Raw genomic sequence first — 19,415 nt, 5'->3', positions numbered from 1 at the left:
CGGCCCGTGCCGCTGCCCGCCCCGCCCGCCGGACCCGGCACCGGCAACGCGACCCTGGCCGTGCTCCTGATCGGCCCCGCGGGCGCCGGCAAGACCACCGTGGCCCGGCTCTGGGCGGCCCGCCGCCGGGTGCCCACCGCCCACGTCAGCCTGGACGACGTCCGCGAGTGGGTCTGCTCCGGCTTCGCCGACCCGCAGTCCGGCTGGAACGACCAGTCGGAGGCCCAGTACCGCCTGGCCCGCCGCACCTGCGGCTTCGCCGCCCGCAACTTCCTGGCCAACGGCATCTCCTGCATCCTGGACGACGCCGTCTTCCCCGACCGGCCCGTCGTCGGCCTCGGCGGCTGGAAGCGCCACGTCGGCCCCGGCCTGCTGCCCGTCGTGCTGCTGCCCGGCCTGGAGATCGTCCTGGAGCGCAACGCCAAGCGCAGCGGCAACCGCCGCCTCTCCGACGAGGAAGTGGCCCGCATCCACGGCCGGATGGCCGGCTGGTACGGCTCCGGGCTGCCGATCATCGACAACTCGACGTACGACGTGGAGACCACCGCCAGGGTCCTGGACGACATCCTCGCCCGCTCGCTGGCCAGCCCGCCCTCCTGGTGAGCCCGGCCGGCGCCCCCCGGTCGGATGCGCCCACCGGGCGGGCCCGGCGCCCCGCTCGTACGCTCGACGCATGTCAGAGGTGTATGCCGTCCGACGCGGGCTGCTCCGCGACCGCTGCGCCGCTGTCGGAGCCGCGGCCGCCCTGGTCTCCCGCCCCGCCAACGTCCGCTACCTCGCCGGGGGAGCACCGCCGGGCGCGGTGCTGCTGCTCGGCCCCGGCGACGACGTGCTGCTCTGCCCGCGCCCGCCGACCGGCGACCCGGCGGACGGGCGCCCCGACGAGCGGCTGCGGGTGGACCCGCTGCGGGTGGCCGGGAGCGATCCGGTGGTCGCCGCGGCGGAGCTGGCCGCGACCGGCGGAGCCCCGTCGCTGGCCGTCGAGGAGCACTACCTGACGGTCGCCCGGCACCGGGCCATGGCCTCCGTCGCCCCCGCGCTGCGGCTGACCGACCTGGGCGCCACCGTGGAGCAGCTGCGCGTCGTCAAGGACGAGGAGGAGATCGGCTGTCTGCGGATCGCGGCCGAGATCACCGACCAGGCGCTGGGCGAACTCCTCGAATCGATCCTCGTCGGCCGCACCGAGCGGCACCTGGCGCTGGAGCTGGAGCGCCGGCTGGTGGACCACGGCGCCGACGGGCCCGCCTTCGCCACCTCCGTCGCCACCGGTCCGAACTCCGGCCGGGGCCGCCACCGGCCCACGGACCGGCGGGTGGAGGAGGGGGATTTCCTCTCGGTCTGCCTGGGCGCCAACTACCGCGGCTACCGCTGCGAGATCGGCCGGACCTTCGTCATCGGCACGGCCCCCGCCGACTGGCAGATCGAGCTGTACGACCTTGTTTTCGCCGCTCAGCGGGCCGGTCGCGAGGCCCTGCTACCCGGCACCGAGTACCGGGACGTGGACCGGGCCGCCCGCCATCTCCTGGACTCCGCGGGCTACGGTGAGGGTCTTCCGGCCTCCACGGGGCACGGGGTGGGGCTCGAAATCGACGAGGACCCGCAGTTGGCACCCGCCGCCATGGGTAAACTGGACGCTTGTGTGCCGGTCACCGTCGAGCCGGGGGTCCACCTCCCCGGTCGGGGCGGAGTCCGGATCGATGACACGCTCGTCGTGCGCCCCGAGGCGGACGGCGGTCCCGAGCTACTCACCATTACGACCAAGGAGCTGCTCGCGCTGTAGCGCGTGTCCCGCGGTCGTTCCACCAGCTTCAGCCCAGGAGATTCCGCAACCGTGGCTTCCACGAACGACCTCAAGAACGGCATGGTGCTCAAGCTCGACGGAGGCCAGCTCTGGTCCGTCGTCGAGTTCCAGCACGTCAAGCCCGGCAAGGGCCCGGCCTTCGTGCGCACCAAGCTCAAGAACGTGCTCTCCGGCAAGGTCGTCGACAAGACCTTCAACGCAGGCATCAAGGTCGAGACGGCCACTGTGGACCGGCGCGACATGCAGTTCTCGTACATGGACGGCGAGTACTTCGTCTTCATGGACATGGACACGTACGACCAGCTGATGATCGAGCGCAAGACGGTCGGCGACGCCGCCAACTTCCTCGTCGAGGGCTTCACCGCCACCGTCGCCCAGCACGAGGGTGAGGTGCTCTACGTCGAGCTGCCGGCCGCCGTCGAGCTGACCATCCAGCACACGGAGCCGGGCGTCCAGGGCGACCGCTCCACCGGCGGCACCAAGCCCGCCACCCTGGAGACCGGCTACGAGATCGGTGTCCCGCTCTTCATCACCACGGGTGAGAAGATCAAGGTCGACACCCGCTCCGGCGAGTACCTCAGCCGGGTGAACAAGTAGTCGTGGCTGCCCGCAACACGGCCCGCAAGCGCGCCTTCCAGATCCTCTTCGAGGCCGACCAGCGCGGTGCGTCCGTCCTGACGGTCCTCGCGGACTGGGTGCGGCACTCGCGCTCCGACACCCGTCAGCCGCCGGTCACCGAGTACACGATGGAGCTGGTGGAGGGGTACGCGCAGTACGCGGACCGCATCGACGACCTCATCGTCACCTACTCCGAGGGCTGGGACCTGGACCGCATGCCGGTCGTCGACCGGAACATCCTGCGGCTCGGGGCGTACGAGCTGATCTGGGTGGACGCCACTCCGGACGCGGTGGTCATCGACGAGGCGGTGCAGATCGCCAAGGAGTTCTCCACGGACGACTCCCCGTCCTTCGTGAACGGCCTGCTGGCCCGTTTCAAGGACCTCAAGCCGAACCTCCGCCGGGAGCAGTGACACCCCGGCGGCGTTTTGCCGACGAAGGGCCCGCGGCCGCACGGCCGCGGGCCCTTCGGCATGTCCGCACGTTCCGCTCCCGCACCGGCCGCCGGGCGCACGGGAAAGGGCCGGCGGGGCACCCGTGAAGGGGCCCCGCCGGCCCGGCGGCACGTTTCTCCCGAAGGGGGCGTCAGCCCTCGTCGTGGGCGACGGCACGGCGCGCGTCCGCGTCGAGCACGCCCCAGCTGATCAGCTGCTCCGTCAGCACCGAAGGCGACTGGTCGTAGATCACGGCCAGCGTGCGCAGGTCGTCCTGGCGGATCGACAGCACCTTGCCGTTGTAGTCGCCGCGCTGGCTCTGGATCGTGGCCGCGTAGCGCTGGAGCGGGCCCGCCTTCTCCGGCGGCACGTGCGCCAGGCGCTCCAGCTGGAGGACGAGCTTCGGCGGCGGCTCGGCGGCACCGCCGGGCGTCGTGCCCGGCAGGAGCTCCTGGACCGGGACACCGTAGAAGTCCGCCAGCTCGGCAAGGCGCTGCACGGTCACGGCACGGTCGCCGCGCTCGTACGAACCGACCACGACGGCCTTCCAGCGGCCCTGGGACTTCTCCTCCACGCCATGGAGGGAGAGGCCCTGCTGGGTGCGGATGGCACGGAGCTTGGCCCCGAGCTGTTTTGCGTATTCGCTGGACATATGGCTCCCCGGACGCTGGAACTTACGCGGCTGCGCCGCGTGGCTGGTAACTCACTGTGAGGTTACGCAGCGTTACTTGGTCGCGTCAAGCTGAGATGGTCCGTACCGGCTTTCCCCGGGGGTGGGGGCGTGGCCGGTCGCGGGCCCTGGTAGCGTGGTAGACGCACATCCGACGTCCTTTAAGGTCCGTCCCGTGAGGCGGAGAAGGAGGTCCGTTTCTTATGGACGCACAGCACGACGCCACCGGCAACGCGGCCCGCCCCGTTCTGGAGGCCCCCGACCTCGCGCGGGTCCTCACCCGCATCGCCCACGAGATCGTCGAACGCGCCAAGGGCGCCGACGACGTGGTGCTCCTCGGCATCCCGACCCGCGGCGTCTTCCTCGCCCGCAGGCTCGCCGCCAAGCTCGAAGAGATCACCGGCCGCACGATCCCGGTCGGCTCCCTCGACATCACGATGTACCGCGACGACCTCCGGCTGCGCCCCGCGCGCGCCCTGGCCCGCACCGAGATCCCCGGCGAGGGCATCGAGGGCCGCCTGGTCGTCCTCGTCGACGACGTCCTCTTCTCCGGCCGCACGATCCGCGCCGCCCTCGACGCGCTGGGCGACATCGGCCGGCCCCGTGCCGTGCAGCTCGCGGTCCTGGTCGACCGCGGCCACCGCGAACTGCCGATCCGCGCCGACTACGTCGGCAAGAACCTCCCCACGTCGCTGCGGGAGACGGTCAAGGTCCAGCTCGCCGAGGAGGACGGCCGCGACGCCGTGCTGCTCGGGGTCGAGCAGGACGCCTCAGCGGTCGAGCGCTAGCCACCCACCCGTACGGCCCGCCCGCCGTACGGCGGCTTCCGCGTGCCCGCATGCCTGAACACTCCAGCCACCCGGAGAACACCCAGATGAAGCGTCACCTCATCTCGGCCGCCGACCTCACCCGCGACGACGCCGTCCTGATCCTCGACACCGCCGAGGAGATGGCCAGGGTCGCCGACCGGCCGATCAAGAAACTCCCCACCCTGCGCGGCCGGACCGTCGTCAACCTCTTCTTCGAGGACTCGACCCGCACCCGCATCTCCTTCGAGGCGGCCGCCAAGCGGCTGTCCGCCGACGTCATCAACTTCTCCGCGAAGGGCTCGTCCGTCTCCAAGGGCGAATCCCTCAAGGACACCGCCCTGACCCTGGAGGCCATGGGCGCCGACGCCGTCGTCATCCGCCACGGCGCCTCCGGCGCCCCGTACCGGCTGGCCACCTCCGGGTGGATCGACGGCGCGGTCGTCAACGCGGGCGACGGCACCCACGAGCACCCCACCCAGGCCCTGCTGGACGCCTTCACGATGCGCCGCCGGCTCGTCGGCGCCGACGCCGGACTCGGCAAGGACCTCGAAGGCCGCCGGATCACCATCGTCGGCGACATCCTGCACAGCCGCGTCGCCCGCTCCAACGTCCACCTGCTGAACACGCTCGGCGCCCACGTCACCCTGGTGGCCCCGCCGACCCTGGTCCCGGTCGGCGTCGAGCGGTGGCCCTGCGAGGTCAGCTACGGCCTGGACGAGGTGCTGCCCCAGTCCGACGCTGTGATGATGCTGCGTGTGCAGCGTGAGCGGATGAACGCCGCCTACTTCCCGACCGAGCGCGAGTACTCGCGCCGCTACGGCCTGGACGGCGAGCGCATGGCGAAGATGCCCGAGCACGCCGTCGTCATGCACCCCGGCCCGATGGTCCGCGGCATGGAGATCACCGCCGAGGTCGCCGACTCCGACCGCTGCACGGTGGTCGAGCAGGTCGCCAACGGCGTCTCCATCCGCATGGCCGTGCTCTACCTGCTGCTCGGCGGCTATGAGCAGGCCGCCGCCTCCGCCCCCGCCGTCCGTACCGAGGAGAACAAGTAACCATGAGCAAGATCCTTATCCGCGGTGCGAAGGTACTCGGCGGCGACCCGCAGGACGTCCTCATCGACGGCGAGACCATCGCCGAGGTCGGCACGGGTCTCGACGCCGGCGACGCCACCGTGATCGAGGCCGCCGGCCAGGTCCTGCTGCCCGGCCTGGTGGACCTCCACACCCACCTGCGCGAGCCCGGCCGCGAGGACTCCGAGACCGTCCTCACCGGCACCAAGGCCGCCGCGGCCGGCGGCTTCACCGCCGTGCACGCCATGGCCAACACCTTCCCGGTCGCCGACACCGCCGGCGTCGTCGAGCAGGTCTGGCGGCTCGGCAAGGAGTCCGGCTACTGCGACGTGCAGCCCGTGGGCGCCGTCACCGTCGGCCTGGAGGGCAAGCAGCTCGCCGAACTGGGCGCCATGCACGACTCCGCTGCCGGGGTGAAGGTCTTCTCCGACGACGGCAAGTGCGTCGACGACGCGGTCATCATGCGCCGCGCCCTGGAGTACGTGAAGGCGTTCGACGGCGTCGTCGCCCAGCACGCCCAGGAGCCCCGCCTCACCGAGGGCGCCCAGATGAACGAGGGCGTCGTCTCGGCCGAGCTGGGCCTCGGCGGCTGGCCCGCCGTCGCCGAGGAGTCGATCATCGCCCGCGACGTCCTGCTCGCCGCCCACGTCGGCTCCCGCGTGCACATCTGCCACCTGTCCACCGCCGGCTCCGTCGAGATCGTGCGCTGGGCCAAGTCCAAGGGCTGGAACGTCACCGCCGAGGTCACCCCGCACCACCTCCTGCTCACCGACGAGCTGGTCCGCTCCTACAACCCGGTCTACAAGGTCAACCCGCCGCTGCGCACCGAGGCCGACGTGATGGCCCTGCGCGAGGCCCTCGCCGACGGCACCATCGACTGCGTCGCCACCGACCACGCCCCGCACCCGCACGAGGACAAGGACTGCGAGTGGGCCGCCGCCGCCATGGGCATGGTGGGCCTGGAGACCGCGCTCTCCGTCGTCCAGCAGACGATGGTGGAGACCGGGCTGCTCGACTGGGCCGGCGTCGCCGACCGCATGTCCGCCCGCCCCGCGGCCATCGGACGACTCGAGGGCCACGGCCGCCCCGTCTCGGCGGGTGAGCCCGCCAACCTCACCCTGGTCGATCCGGCATACCGTGGAACCGTGGACCCCGCGGGCTTCGCCTCCCGCAGCCGCAACACCCCGTACGAGGGGCGCGAGCTGCCGGGCCGAGTGACCCACACCTTCCTGCGGGGCCGTGCCACGGTCGTCGACGGGAAGCTCGCGTGACAACACTGACCCTGTACCAACTGGCCGCCGAGCGTAAATCGGCGGAGGTGACCGACTGGTCCGCCCGCATCAGCTGGGTGATCGGACTCGTCGTCCTCGTCGTCCTCGTCTACTGGCTCATGCGCCAGGGCTGGAAATGGCGCGGCAACCTCCAGTCCGACCTGCCCGCCCCCGCGAGCACCCCGGAGGGCTTCGCGGACGGCGCGAAGCTGCTCACCCTCACCGGCCGCTACCACGCCTCGACCACCGCCGGGCAGTGGCTCGACCGGATCGTGGCCCACGGCCTCGGCACCCGCAGCCGCGTCGAGCTGACCCTCACCGCCGAGGGCCTCGACGTCGTACGACCCGGCGCGGCGGACTTCTTCGTCCCCGCCGCCGACCTGCGCGGCGCCCGCACCGAGAAGGCGCTGGCGGGCAAGGTCCTGCCCGAGGGCGGCCTCCTCGTCGTCACCTGGGCGCTCGGCGACCAGCTGATCGACTCCGGATTCCGCTCCGACCACGCGGCCGAACACCCCGCATGGGTCGACGCCGTCAACCACCTCACCAGCACTACGGAAGGCATCGCACGATGACGACCTCCACTCGGGGAGCCCAGGCTCCCGCCGTACTCGTCCTGGAGGACGGCCGCACCTTCCGCGGCCGTGCCTACGGGGCTGTGGGGGAGACCTTCGGCGAGGCGGTCTTCTCCACCGGCATGACCGGCTACCAGGAGACCCTGACCGACCCCTCGTACCACCGCCAGGTCGTCGTGATGACCGCCCCGCACGTCGGCAACACCGGCGTCAACGACGAGGACCCCGAGTCCCAGCGGATCTGGGTCTCCGGCTACGTCGTCCGCGACCCCGCCCGCACCCCCTCCAACTGGCGCTCCCGCCGCACCCTCGACCAGGAACTGGCCGACCAGGGCGTCGTCGGCATCAGCGGCATCGACACCCGCGCCCTCACCCGCCACCTGCGCGAGCGCGGCGCCATGCGCGTCGGCATCTTCTCCGGCGACGCGGTCACCGACGGGGCCGCGATGCTGGCCCGCGTCCAGGAGGCCCCCGAGATGAAGGGCGCCGACCTCTCCGCGGAGGTCGCCACCAAGGAGGCCTACGTGGTCCCCGCTGCCGGCACCAAGAAGTTCACCGTCGCCGCGATCGACCTCGGCATCAAGGGCATGACCCCGCACCGGATGGCCGAGCGCGGCATCGAGGTGCACGTCCTGCCCGCCACCGCCACCCTGGACGAGATCTACGCCGTCGCCCCGGACGGCGTCTTCTTCTCCAACGGCCCCGGCGACCCGTCCACCGCCGACCACCCCGTCGCCCTCATGCGGGGCGTCCTGGAGCGGGGCACCCCGCTCTTCGGGATCTGCTTCGGCAACCAGATCCTGGGCCGTGCCCTCGGCTTCGGCACCTACAAGCTGAAGTACGGCCACCGCGGCATCAACCAGCCCGTGCAGGACCGCTCGACCGGCAAGGTCGAGGTCACCGCGCACAACCACGGCTTCGCCGTCGACGCCCCCCTCGACAAGGTCTCCGACACCGCCTACGGCCGCGCCGAGGTCTCCCACGTCTGCCTCAACGACAACGTGGTGGAGGGCCTCCAGCTGCTCGACCGGCCGGCCTTCAGCGTCCAGTACCACCCCGAGGCGGCCGCCGGCCCGCACGACGCCGCGTACCTCTTCGACCGTTTCGTCTCCCTGATGGAGGGCCAGCGTGCCTAAGCGCTCCGATATCCAGTCCGTCCTGGTCATCGGCTCCGGCCCGATCGTCATCGGGCAGGCCGCCGAGTTCGACTACTCCGGCACCCAGGCGTGCCGCGTGCTCAAGGCCGAGGGCCTGCGCGTCATCCTGGTGAACTCCAACCCCGCGACGATCATGACCGACCCGGAGATCGCCGACGCCACCTACGTCGAGCCGATCACCCCCGAGTTCGTCGAGAAGATCATCGCCAAGGAGCGCCCCGACGCGCTCCTGCCCACCCTGGGCGGCCAGACCGCGCTCAACACCGCGATCTCCATGCACGAGAACGGTGTGCTCGACAAGTACGGCGTCGAACTGATCGGCGCCAACGTCGAGGCCATCAACAAGGGCGAGGACCGCGACCTCTTCAAGGGCGTCGTGGAGGCCGTCAAGGAGAAGATCGGCTACGGCGAGTCCGCCCGCTCGGTCATCTGCCACTCCATGGACGACGTCCTGGCCGGCGTCGAGACCCTCGGCGGCTACCCCGTCGTCGTCCGCCCCTCCTTCACCATGGGCGGCGCCGGCTCCGGCTTCGCGCACGACGAGGCGGAGCTGCGCCGCATCGCGGGCCAGGGCCTCACCCTCTCCCCGACCACCGAGGTGCTCCTGGAGGAGTCCATCCTCGGCTGGAAGGAGTACGAGCTGGAGCTGATGCGCGACCGCAACGACAACGTCGTGGTCGTCTGCTCCATCGAGAACTTCGACCCGATGGGCGTCCACACCGGCGACTCGATCACGGTCGCCCCGGCGATGACCCTCACCGACCGCGAGTACCAGCGGCTGCGCGACATCGGCATCGCGATCATCCGCGAGGTCGGCGTGGACACCGGCGGCTGCAACATCCAGTTCGCCATCGACCCGTCCGACGGGCGCGTCATCGTCATCGAGATGAACCCGCGCGTCTCGCGTTCCTCGGCGCTCGCCTCCAAGGCCACCGGCTTCCCGATCGCCAAGATCGCCGCCAAGCTGGCCGTCGGCTACACGCTCGACGAGATCCCCAACGACATCACCGAGAAGACCCCGGCCTCCTTCGAGCCGACCCTCGACTACGTCGTCGTCAAGGCCCCGCGCTTCGCCTTCGAGAAGTTCCCCTCCGCCGACTCCACCCTCACCACCACCATGAAGTCGGTGGGCGAGGCCATGGCCATCGGCCGGAACTTCACCGAGGCCCTCCAGAAGGCCCTGCGCTCCCTGGAGAAGAAGGGCTCGCAGTTCTCCTTCACCGGCGACCCCGGCGACAAGGCCGAGCTGCTGGCCGAGGCCGTCCGCCCGACCGACGGCCGGGTCAACGCCGTCATGCAGGCGATCCGGGCCGGCGCCACCCAGGAGGAGGTCTTCGACGCCACGAAGATCGACCCCTGGTTCGTGGACCAGCTCTTCCTCATCAAGGAGATCGCCGACGAGCTGGCCGCCGCCGACAAGCTCGGGCCCGAGCTGCTGGCCGAGGCCAAGCGGCACGGCTTCTCGGACGTCCAGATCGCCGAGATCCGCGGCCTGCGCGAGGACGTCGTCCGCGAGGTCCGCCACTCGCTGGGCATCCGCCCGGTCTACAAGACGGTCGACACCTGCGCCGCCGAGTTCGCCGCGAAGACGCCGTACTTCTACTCCTCCTACGACGAGGAGACCGAGGTCGCGCCCCGCACCCGGCCCGCGGTGATCATCCTGGGCTCCGGCCCCAACCGCATCGGCCAGGGCATCGAGTTCGACTACTCCTGCGTCCACGCCTCCTTCGCGCTCAGCGACGCCGGCTACGAGACCGTGATGGTCAACTGCAACCCGGAGACCGTCTCCACCGACTACGACACCTCCGACCGCCTGTACTTCGAGCCGCTGACGCTGGAAGACGTGCTGGAGATCGTGCACGCCGAGTCCCTGGCCGGGCCCGTCGCGGGCGTCGTCGTCCAGCTCGGCGGCCAGACCCCGCTGGGTCTCTCGCAGGCCCTCAAGGACAACGGCGTGCCCGTCGTCGGCACCCCGCCGGAGGCGATCCACGCCGCCGAGGACCGCGGCGCCTTCGGCCGCGTCCTGGCCGGGGCCGGCCTGCCCGCCCCCAAGCACGGCACCGCCACCACCTTCGACGAGGCCAAGGAGATCGCCGACGAGATCGGCTACCCCGTCCTCGTCCGCCCCTCCTACGTGCTCGGCGGGCGCGGCATGGAGATCGTGTACGACGAGACCCGGCTCTCCGCGTACATCGCCGAGTCCACCGAGATCAGCCCCACCCGGCCGGTCCTGGTCGACCGCTTCCTCGACGACGCCATCGAGATCGACGTGGACGCCCTCTACGACGGCACCGAGCTGTACCTCGGCGGCGTCATGGAGCACATCGAGGAGGCCGGCATCCACTCCGGCGACTCCGCCTGCGCCCTGCCCCCGATCACCCTCGGCGGCCACGACATCAAGCGGCTGCGCGCCTCCACGGAGGCCATCGCCAAGGGCGTCGGCGTGCGCGGCCTGATCAACATCCAGTTCGCGCTCTCCGGCGACATCCTCTACGTCCTGGAGGCCAACCCGCGCGCCTCGCGGACCGTGCCCTTCACCTCGAAGGCGACCGCGGTCCCGCTCGCCAAGGCCGCCGCCCGCATCTCGCTGGGCGCGACCGTCGCCGAGCTGCGCGAGGAGGGGCTGCTGCCCCGGACCGGCGACGGCGGCACCCTGCCGCTGGACGCGCCGATCTCCGTCAAGGAGGCCGTCATGCCGTGGTCGCGCTTCCGCGACATCCACGGCCGCGGCGTCGACACCATCCTCGGCCCGGAGATGCGCTCCACCGGCGAGGTCATGGGCATCGACTCGGTCTTCGGCACCGCCTACGCCAAGTCGCAGGCCGGCGCCTACGGGCCGCTGCCCACCAAGGGCCGCGCCTTCATCTCGGTGGCCAACCGGGACAAGCGCTCGATGATCTTCCCGGCCCGCGAGCTGGTCGCCCACGGCTTCGAGCTGCTGGCCACCTCCGGCACCGCCGAGGTCCTCAAGCGCAACGGCATCAACGCCACGGTCGTGCGCAAGCAGTCCGAGGGCGAGGGCCCCAACGGCGAGAAGACGATCGTCCAGCTGATCCACGAGGGCGGGGTGGACCTCATCGTCAACACCCCCTACGGGACCGGAGGCCGGCTCGACGGCTACGAGATCCGCACAGCGGCCGTCGCCCGGTCCGTGCCCTGCCTGACCACGGTCCAGGCGCTCGCCGCGGCCGTCCAGGGCATCGACGCCCTCAACAACGGAGACGTCGGCGTCCGTTCGCTCCAGGAACACGCGGAACACCTGACCGCGGCCCGCGACTGAGGGGGAGACATCCCCTGAGCCCACAAGGGGGACACCGGAAACGGTGTCCCCCTCTCCATGAGGACACCGTGATGTACAAGTTCTTCTTCCAGCTGGTCTTCAAGCGCATGGACGCCGAGCGCGCCCACCACCTGGCCTTCCGCTGGATCCGCCTCGCCGCCCGCGTCCCCGTCCTGCGCACCTTCCTCGCCGCCGCCCTCGCCCCCCGTTACAAGGAGCTGCGCACCGAGGCCCTGGGCCTGCGGATGCACGGCCCCTTCGGCCTCGCCGCCGGGTTCGACAAGAACGCGGTCGCCATCGACGGCATGGCGATGCTCGGCTTCGACCACGTCGAGATCGGCACCGTCACCGGCGAACCGCAGCCCGGCAACCCGAAGAAGCGGCTGTTCCGCCTGGTGGCGGACCGGGCGCTGATCAACCGCATGGGCTTCAACAACGAGGGCTCCGCCGCCGTCGCCGCCCGGCTCGCCGCCCGCAACCCGGTCTTCCGCACGACGGTCGGCGTCAACATCGGCAAGACCAAGGTCGTCCCCGAGGCCGACGCCGCCGCCGACTACGTGAAGTCCACCGAGCGCCTGGCCGCCCACGCCGACTACCTCGTCGTCAACGTCTCCTCGCCGAACACCCCCGGCCTGCGCAACCTCCAGGCCACCGAGTCGCTGCGCCCGCTGCTCACCGCCGTGCGCGAGGCAGCCGACCGGACCGTCACCCACCGCCGCGTCCCGCTGCTCGTCAAGATCGCCCCGGACCTCGCCGACGAGGACGTGGACGCCGTCGCCGACCTCGCCGTCGAACTCGGCCTGGACGGCATCATCGCCACCAACACCACCATCGCCCGCGAGGGCCTGGGCCTGACGTCCCCGCCCGAACTGGTCCGGGAGACCGGCGGCCTGTCCGGCGCCCCCCTCAAGGAGCGCTCCCTGGAGGTGCTGCGCCGCCTCCACCGCCGGGTGGGCGACCGGATCACCCTGGTGGGCGTCGGCGGCATCGAGAACGCCGAGGACGCCTGGCAGCGCATCCTCGCCGGCGCGACGCTCGTCCAGGGCTACAGCGCCTTCATCTACGAGGGCCCGTTCTACGCCCGTGCCATCCACAAGGGCCTGGCCGCGCGCCTGGCCGCGTCCCCGTACGCCACCCTCGCCGACGCGGTCGGCGCGGAAAACCGGAAGGCAGCGAAATGACCCTGGAACCCTTCGGCGCCCGGCTGCGCCACGCCATGGACACCCGAGGCCCGCTCTGTGTCGGCATCGACCCGCACGCCTCGCTGCTCACCGCCTGGGGGCTGAGCGACGACGTCGCGGGCCTGGAGCGGTTCACCCGCACCGTCGTCGAGGCGCTGGCCGACCGGGTCGCCGTGCTCAAGCCGCAGTCCGCGTTCTTCGAGCGCTTCGGCTCGCGCGGCATCGCGGTCCTGGAGAAGGCCGTCGAGGAGGCCCGCGCGGCGGGTGCCCTGGTCCTGATGGACGCCAAGCGCGGCGACATCGGCTCCACCATGGGCGCCTACGCGGCGACCTACCTGGACAAGGACTCGCCGCTGTTCTCGGACGCCGTCACCGTCTCGCCCTACCTCGGCTTCGGCTCGCTGCGCCCGGCGCTCGACGCGGCGGCGGTCTCCGGCGCCGGCGTGTTCGTCCTCGCGCTCACCTCCAACCCGGAGGGCGCCGAGGTGCAGCGCGCCACCGCGGCGGACGGCCGCCCGCTGGCCCAGCTCATGCTCGACCACATGGCCGCCGAGAACGCGGGCGCCGCCCCGCTCGGCTCGGTCGGCGCGGTGGTCGGGGCCACGCTGGGCGACGCGGGCGTGGACCTGGCGATCAACGGCCCGCTGCTCGCGCCGGGGATCGGCGCGCAGGGGGCGACCCCGGCGGATCTGCCGGGCGTCTTCGGCGACGCGGTGGGCAATGTGGTGCCCAGCGTGAGCCGGGGCGTGCTGCGCCACGGTCCGGACGTGACGGGTCTGCGCGACGCCGCACAGCGGTTCGCGGACGAGGTCCGGACGGCCGTCTCGGACCGCTGAGTCTCCCCCTTCACAGCGCGTTGACGAAATCCTGACCAAAAAAGTCGGTCGTTATGCCTGAAAAGTCCTGGTCGGTCGAGGCTGACCAGGACTTTTCGTCTGTTCTCGCTGACTCCGGCGGCCTTGGCCGCTAGTCTCCGTCGAGAGCCGACGCGCACGGGATGTTCGCGGCTCAGCAGGTGAGGGGCGTTCCCGTCGCCTCACCGGTCCGTATCCGACAGATCGACATCCGAGGTGACGTAGGCGTGGCTCTTCCGCCCCTTACCCCTGAACAGCGCGCAGCCGCGCTCGAAAAGGCCGCCGCGGCTCGCCGGGAGCGGGCCGAGGTCAAAAATCGACTCAAGCACTCCGGCGCCTCCCTCCACGAGGTCATCAAGTCGGGCCAGGAGAACGACGTCATCGGCAAGATGAAGGTCTCCGCCCTGCTGGAGTCCCTGCCCGGCGTGGGCAAGGTCCGCGCCAAGCAGATCATGGAGCGGCTCGGCATCTCCGAGAGCCGCCGCGTGCGGGGTCTCGGCTCCAACCAGATCGCATCCCTGGAGCGCGAGTTCGGCGGCACCGCCGCCTGACGTTCTCAGGCACTCCTGAGAACCTGGATAATCGCTCCATGGCTGCAACATCGCGGGGGGCGTCCCCCGTACCCCCGGACGTACGTCCGCGGCTGACCGTGCTCTCCGGCCCCTCGGGGGTCGGCAAGAGCACGGTCGTCGCACATATGCGCAAGGTGCACCCCGAGGTGTGGCTCTCGGTGTCGGCGACGACCCGCAAGCCCCGCCCCGGCGAACGCGACGGCGTCCACTACTTCTTCGTGGACGACGAGGAGTTCGACAAGCTGATCGCCAACGGCGAGCTGCTGGAGTGGGCCGAGTTCGCCGGCAACCGCTACGGCACCCCGCGCCGCGCCGTGCAGGAGCGGCTGGAGGCGGGGGAGCCGGTGCTCCTGGAGATCGACCTCCAGGGCGCCCGGCTGGTCCGCCAGTCCATGGCCGACGCACAGCTGGTCTTCCTCGCCCCGCCGAGCTGGGAGGAACTGGTGCGCCGGCTCACCGGCCGGGGGACCGAGGCGCCCGAGGTGATCGAGCGCCGGCTCGCCGCCGCCAAGGTCGAGCTGGCCGCCGAGGCGGAGTTCGACACGACGCTCGTCAACACCTCCGTCGAGGACGTGGCGCGTGAGCTGCTAGCCTTGATGCTGGAGGCTTCCGGCCACCGGCCCGGCGGCGAGTGACCCACCGCCCGGCCCTCTGACGCGGGGCCGCCGCCAGCACGGCCCCGACCGCCGGAGATGTCCGACGGCCGGCGTTTTCAGCGTTTTCCTTGATCTTCATCCCCTTCGGAAGGCAGAGCGTGTCCTCTTCCATCACCACGCCCGAGGGCATCATCAACCCGCCGATTGATGAGCTCCTCGAAGCAACCGACTCGAAGTACAGCCTCGTGATCTACGCCGCCAAGCGCGCGCGCCAGATCAACGCGTACTACTCGCAGCTCGGTGAGGGCCTCCTCGAGTACGTCGGTCCGCTCGTCGACACCCACGTGCACGAGAAGCCGCTCTCGATCGCGCTCCGCGAGATCAACGCCGGCCTGCTCACGTCCGAGGCCATCGAGGGCCCCGCGCAGTAAGCGGCGACGACGCGTCTTCACCACGGGCCCGGCGGCTTCCCGCCGGGCCCGTGGTGTGTCTCCGGGCCGACCGGCCGGTGCCCGCGCCCGTGAGGCAGCATGGGGGTGTACGTACGCCGGGTGCGTAACCGAGTGCGGGGAGACGCAGTGGACAAGCCGAAGGTCGTTCTGGGGGTCAGCGGCGGCATCGCCGCGTACAAGGCGTGCGAGCTGCTGCGCCGGCTGACCGAGTCCGGCCACGACGTACGGGTCGTCCCCACCGAATCCGCCCTGCACTTCGTCGGCGCGGCCACCTGGTCGGCGCTCTCCGGCCACCCCGTCTCCACCGGGGTCTGGGACGCCGTCCACGAGGTGCCCCACGTCCGGATCGGCCAGCAGGCCGACCTCGTCGTCGTCGCCCCCGCCACCGCCGACATGCTGGCCAAGGCCGCCCACGGCCTCGCCGACGACCTGCTCACCAACACGCTGCTCACCGCCCGCTGCCCCGTCGTCTTCGCCCCCGCGATGCACACCGAGATGTGGGAGCACCCGGCCACCCGGGAGAACGTCGCCACGCTGCGCCGCCGGGGCGCGGTCGTCATCGAGCCCGCCGTGGGCCGCCTGACCGGGGTGGACACCGGCAAGGGCCGGCTCCCCGACCCGGCCGAGATCTTCGAGGTGTGCCGCCGGGTCCTCGCCCGCGGCGCGGCCGCCCCCGACCTGGTGGGCCGGCACGTCGTCATCAGCGCCGGCGGTACCCGCGAACCCCTCGACCCCGTCCGCTTCCTCGGCAACCGCTCCTCCGGGAAGCAGGGGTACGCGCTGGCCCGCACCGCCGTCGCCCGGGGCGCCCGCGTCACCCTCGTCGAGGCCAACACCGGGCTGCCCGACCCGTCCGGCGCCGACGTCGTGCGCGTGGGGACCGCGACCCAGCTGCGCGAGGCCGTGCTCACGGCGGCACGGGACGCCGACGTCGTCGTCATGGCCGCCGCGGTCGCCGACTTCCGGCCCGCCGAGTACGCCACCGGCAAGATCAAGAAGAAGGACGGCAAGGAGCCGGCCCCCGTCGCGCTCGTCCGCAACCCGGACATCCTCGCCGAGGTCGCCGCCGACCGGGCCGTGCCGGGCCAGCTCGTCGTCGGATTCGCCGCCGAGACCGACGACGTCCTCGCCCACGGCCGCGAGAAGCTCCGGCGCAAGGGCTGCGACCTGCTGGTGGTCAACGAGGTGGGGGAGCGCAAGACCTTCGGCTCCGAGGAGAACGAGGCCGTGGTGCTCGGAGCCGACGGAACCGAGACGCCGGTGCCCCACGGCCCCAAGGAGGCGCTCGCCGACATCGTCTGGGACCTGGTGGCGGCCCGCCTCGGATGAATTTCCGGTGACACGCCGGAGTGGTCCGGGGCCGGGCGACACGCCCCCGGGCCGTGCGGGCGGCGGGCTTGGGGGCCATTCGGCCCTGGTGGGACACGTCACAGGTCGGTCAAAGGGCGAGACACGGTGTCCGTCGGCCGGAGCCGACCGATAAACTGCAAGCTGGACCGTGCCGGGCGCAGCTCCCGGACCGTCCGGCCAATGATCAGCCAGCAGCCGCTGCAACCCCAGGGAGCGATGTGTCCCGCCGTCTCTTCACCTCGGAGTCCGTGACCGAGGGCCACCCCGACAAGATCGCCGACCAGATCAGCGACACCATCCTCGACGCGCTGCTCCGGGAGGACCCCTCCTCCCGCGTCGCCGTCGAGACCCTGATCACCACCGGTCTGGTGCACGTCGCCGGCGAGGTCACGACCAAGGCCTACGCCGACATTCCGACGCTGGTCCGCAACAAGGTCCTGGAGATCGGCTACGACTCCTCCAAGAAGGGCTTCGACGGCGCCTCCTGCGGCGTCTCGGTGTCCATCGGCGCGCAGTCCCCGGACATCGCGCAGGGCGTCGACACCGCCTACGAGAAGCGTGTCGAGGGCGACGAGGACGAACTCGACAAGCAGGGCGCCGGCGACCAGGGCCTGATGTTCGGCTACGCCTGCGACGAGACCCCCGAGCTGATGCCGCTGCCGATCTACCTCGCGCACCGGCTCTCGCGCCGGCTGTCCGAGGTCCGCAAGAACGGGACCATCCCGTACCTGCGCCCCGACGGCAAGACCCAGGTCACCATCGAGTACGACGGCGACAAGGCCGTCCGGCTCGACACCGTCGTCGTCTCCTCGCAGCACGCCAGCGACATCGACCTCGACTCGCTGCTCGCGCCCGACATCCGCGAGTTCGTCGTCGAGCACGTGCTGTCGCAGCTCATCGAGGACGGCATCAAGCTCGACACCGAGGGCTACCGCCTCCTGGTCAACCCGACCGGCCGCTTCGAGATCGGCGGCCCCATGGGCGACGCCGGCCTGACCGGTCGCAAGATCATCATCGACACCTACGGCGGCATGGCCCGCCACGGCGGCGGTGCCTTCTCCGGCAAGGACCCGTCGAAGGTGGACCGCTCGGCCGCCTACGCCATGCGCTGGGTCGCCAAGAACGTCGTCGCCGCGGGCCTCGCCGCCCGTTGCGAGGTCCAGGTCGCGTACGCGATCGGCAAGGCCGAGCCGGTGGGCCTCTTCGTCGAGACCTTCGGCACCGCCGCGATCGAGACCGAGAAGATCGAGCACGCCATCGGCGAGGTCTTCGACCTCCGCCCGGCCGCGATCATCCGCGACCTCGACCTGCTGCGCCCGATCTACTCCCAGACCGCCGCCTACGGCCACTTCGGCCGTGAGCTGCCGGACTTCACCTGGGAGCGCACGGACCGGGTGGACGCCCTGCGCGCCGCCGCCGGCCTGTAGGGACGGCCAGCCAGCATCACGCCGGAGCCCGGACGCCGAGACGGCGTCCGGGCTCCGGCGCGTCGCGGCGCGGGGTACGGGGAGCAACGGGCGGCGCTGTCCGAGGCGTCTGGTAGGGATGGAGCTGTGAGCAGCGAGAACGAGCGGTCCGGCGAGCCCGGCGCAGCGGAGCCGGAACAGCTCGCGCTGATCCGGGAGACCGTGCGCCGGGCCAAGGCGCCCCGCGCCAAGCCGCGCACCTGGCGCGGGGCCGCGCTCGCGGGGGAGCTGCCCGTCGCCCGCGTCCTCGTCAACAAGGGGGCGCTCCACCTCGACCAGTACTTCGACTACGCGGTCCCCGCGGAGCTGGACGCCGACGCGCAGCCCGGCGTGCGCGTCCGGGTCCGGTTCGGCGCCGGGGGCCGCAATGTGCGCGGCGGCCGGCGCGAGGGCGGCGGGCTCGTCGACGGCTTCCTCGTCGAACGGCTGGCCCGGTCCGACTACAACGGGGCGCTCGCCGCGCTCGCCTCCGTCGTCTCCCCGGAACCGGTGCTGAGCCCCGGCCTCCTCGCCCTCGCCCGCGCCGTCGCCGACCGGTACGCGGGCAGCCTCGCCGACGTCCTCCAGCTCGCCGTCCCCCCGAGGAACGCGCAGGCCGAGTCCCGGCCCTCCCCGGACCCGCTGCCCGCCCCCGCCCGTCCCGCCCCCGGCACCTGGGAGCGGTACGAGCAGGGGCCGGCGTTCCTGTCCGCGCTGGCCGGCGGGGGCGCCCCCCGGGCCGTGTGGACCGCGCTGCCCGGACCGCACTGGCCGGCCGAGATCGCGACGGCCGTCGCCGCGACGCTCTCCGCCGGGCGCGGCGCCCTCGTCGTCGTCCCCGACGGACGGTCCGCCGCACGGGTCGACGCCGCGCTCACCGCCGTGCTCGGTGAGGGTCGGCACGCCCTGCTCACCGCCGGCTCAGGACCCGGCAGGCGCTACCGGGAATGGCTCGCCGTGCGGCGCGGCTCCGTCCGGGCGGTGGTGGGGACCAGGGCCGCCATGTTCGCTCCCGTCACCGACCTCGGGCTCGTCGTCGTTTGGGACGACGGCGACGCCAGCCACAGCGACGACCGGGCCCCCTTCCCCCATGTCCGCGAGGTCCTGGAGCTGCGCGCCACGCACGACCGGTGCGCGTTCCTGCTCGGCTCCCTCAGCTGCACGGTGGAGGCCGCGCAGCTCGTCGAGAGCGGCTGGGCGCTGCCGCTGCGCGCCGGGCGGGAGCAGCTGCGGGCGGCGGCGCCGGTCATCCGCACCGTGGGCGACGGCGAGCTGGCGCG

Annotated in this window: 18 protein-coding genes and 1 pseudogene; 18 read left to right on the top strand and 1 reads right to left on the bottom strand. The window is 72.0% G+C overall.

Annotated elements, in window-relative coordinates:
- From MHW47_RS17825 to nusB, 4 genes are all read left to right on the top strand, one after another.
- On the top strand, window positions 1–603 hold a 603-nt coding region (locus MHW47_RS17825; RefSeq protein ID WP_239224429.1), incomplete at its 5' end, for an AAA family ATPase.
- 70 nt (window positions 604–673) lie between these two features.
- Complete coding sequence (locus MHW47_RS17820; RefSeq protein WP_239224427.1) at window positions 674–1,780, top strand: aminopeptidase P family protein; 1,107 nt, start codon at window positions 674–676, stop codon at window positions 1,778–1,780.
- A 51-nt stretch (window positions 1,781–1,831) separates the two neighbouring features.
- Window positions 1,832–2,398 (top strand): elongation factor P, encoded by a 567-nt coding sequence (gene efp, locus MHW47_RS17815; RefSeq protein ID WP_239224425.1) that lies wholly within the window; start codon window positions 1,832–1,834, stop codon window positions 2,396–2,398.
- A gap of 2 nt (window positions 2,399–2,400) precedes the next feature.
- Window positions 2,401–2,832 (top strand): transcription antitermination factor NusB, encoded by a 432-nt coding sequence (nusB, locus tag MHW47_RS17810; RefSeq protein ID WP_239224424.1) that lies wholly within the window; start codon window positions 2,401–2,403, stop codon window positions 2,830–2,832.
- A gap of 172 nt (window positions 2,833–3,004) precedes the next feature.
- Here the strand turns inward: nusB and bldD are convergent, their stop codons facing one another.
- Window positions 3,005–3,505, bottom strand: coding sequence for a transcriptional regulator BldD (gene bldD / locus MHW47_RS17805; RefSeq protein WP_018103903.1), 501 nt, complete (start codon window positions 3,503–3,505; stop codon window positions 3,005–3,007).
- A 221-nt stretch (window positions 3,506–3,726) separates the two neighbouring features.
- On the opposite strand from bldD, the gene pyrR reads away from it, so the two are divergent.
- The 14 genes and pseudogenes from pyrR to MHW47_RS17735 form a co-directional block, all read left to right on the top strand.
- On the top strand, window positions 3,727–4,311 hold the full coding sequence (gene pyrR / locus MHW47_RS17800; RefSeq protein WP_111333932.1) for a bifunctional pyr operon transcriptional regulator/uracil phosphoribosyltransferase PyrR: 585 nt from the start codon (window positions 3,727–3,729) through the stop codon (window positions 4,309–4,311).
- Between the two features lie 86 nt (window positions 4,312–4,397).
- Window positions 4,398–5,387: an aspartate carbamoyltransferase catalytic subunit gene (locus MHW47_RS17795; protein ID WP_239224431.1), complete on the top strand. Its 990-nt coding sequence runs from the start codon at window positions 4,398–4,400 to the stop codon at window positions 5,385–5,387.
- Window positions 5,388–5,389: 2 nt separating this feature from the next.
- Entirely contained in the window at window positions 5,390–6,676 is a 1,287-nt protein-coding gene (locus MHW47_RS17790) for a dihydroorotase (RefSeq protein WP_239224423.1), read from the top strand.
- The gene (locus MHW47_RS17785) at window positions 6,673–7,248 is read left to right on the top strand and encodes a hypothetical protein (RefSeq protein WP_239224422.1); all 576 of its coding nucleotides are present in this window, start codon (window positions 6,673–6,675) and stop codon (window positions 7,246–7,248) included. Before MHW47_RS17790 ends, MHW47_RS17785 begins: the two co-directional genes overlap by 4 nt.
- Window positions 7,245–8,384 carry a glutamine-hydrolyzing carbamoyl-phosphate synthase small subunit gene (gene carA / locus MHW47_RS17780; protein WP_239224421.1) on the top strand — a complete coding sequence of 380 codons (1,140 nt, stop codon included), beginning with the start codon at window positions 7,245–7,247 and terminating at the stop codon, window positions 8,382–8,384. The genes MHW47_RS17785 and carA overlap by 4 nt, the downstream gene beginning before the upstream one ends.
- Window positions 8,377–11,685, top strand: coding sequence for a carbamoyl-phosphate synthase large subunit (carB, locus tag MHW47_RS17775; protein WP_239224420.1), 3,309 nt, complete (start codon window positions 8,377–8,379; stop codon window positions 11,683–11,685). The genes carA and carB overlap by 8 nt, the downstream gene beginning before the upstream one ends.
- 71 nt (window positions 11,686–11,756) lie before the next feature.
- Window positions 11,757–12,866, top strand: a complete 1,110-nt coding sequence (locus tag MHW47_RS17770; protein ID WP_239224419.1) for a quinone-dependent dihydroorotate dehydrogenase — start codon at window positions 11,757–11,759, stop codon at window positions 12,864–12,866.
- Window positions 12,863–13,702, top strand: coding sequence for an orotidine-5'-phosphate decarboxylase (gene pyrF / locus MHW47_RS17765; RefSeq protein WP_239224418.1), 840 nt, complete (start codon window positions 12,863–12,865; stop codon window positions 13,700–13,702). The genes MHW47_RS17770 and pyrF overlap by 4 nt, the downstream gene beginning before the upstream one ends.
- Before the next feature lie 245 nt (window positions 13,703–13,947).
- Entirely contained in the window at window positions 13,948–14,271 is a 324-nt protein-coding gene (locus tag MHW47_RS17760) for an integration host factor (RefSeq protein WP_018103912.1), read from the top strand.
- Window positions 14,272–14,309: 38 nt separating this feature from the next.
- Window positions 14,310–14,927, top strand: a complete 618-nt coding sequence (gmk, locus tag MHW47_RS17755) for a guanylate kinase (protein ID WP_239224417.1) — start codon at window positions 14,310–14,312, stop codon at window positions 14,925–14,927.
- A gap of 119 nt (window positions 14,928–15,046) precedes the next feature.
- A complete protein-coding gene (gene rpoZ / locus MHW47_RS17750; RefSeq protein ID WP_003970369.1) occupies window positions 15,047–15,319 on the top strand; it encodes a DNA-directed RNA polymerase subunit omega in 273 nt (90 codons plus the stop codon).
- A gap of 147 nt (window positions 15,320–15,466) precedes the next feature.
- Window positions 15,467–16,669 (top strand): bifunctional phosphopantothenoylcysteine decarboxylase/phosphopantothenate--cysteine ligase CoaBC, encoded by a 1,203-nt coding sequence (gene coaBC / locus MHW47_RS17745; RefSeq protein WP_239224416.1) that lies wholly within the window; start codon window positions 15,467–15,469, stop codon window positions 16,667–16,669.
- A 239-nt stretch (window positions 16,670–16,908) separates the two neighbouring features.
- Window positions 16,909–18,117, top strand: coding sequence for a methionine adenosyltransferase (gene metK, locus MHW47_RS17740; RefSeq protein WP_239224414.1), 1,209 nt, complete (start codon window positions 16,909–16,911; stop codon window positions 18,115–18,117).
- A gap of 126 nt (window positions 18,118–18,243) precedes the next feature.
- Window positions 18,244–19,415 (top strand): annotated as a pseudogene (locus MHW47_RS17735) (primosome assembly protein PriA); the annotation flags it as partial.

Origin of the sequence: Streptomyces sp. OfavH-34-F, assembly GCF_022347745.1 — a bacterium.
In the GTDB taxonomy this organism is placed as follows: Bacteria; Actinomycetota; Actinomycetes; order Streptomycetales; family Streptomycetaceae; genus Streptomyces.
The sequence above is the reverse complement of the archived record's forward strand: the minus strand, read 5'-3'. Positions and strand labels throughout refer to the sequence as shown.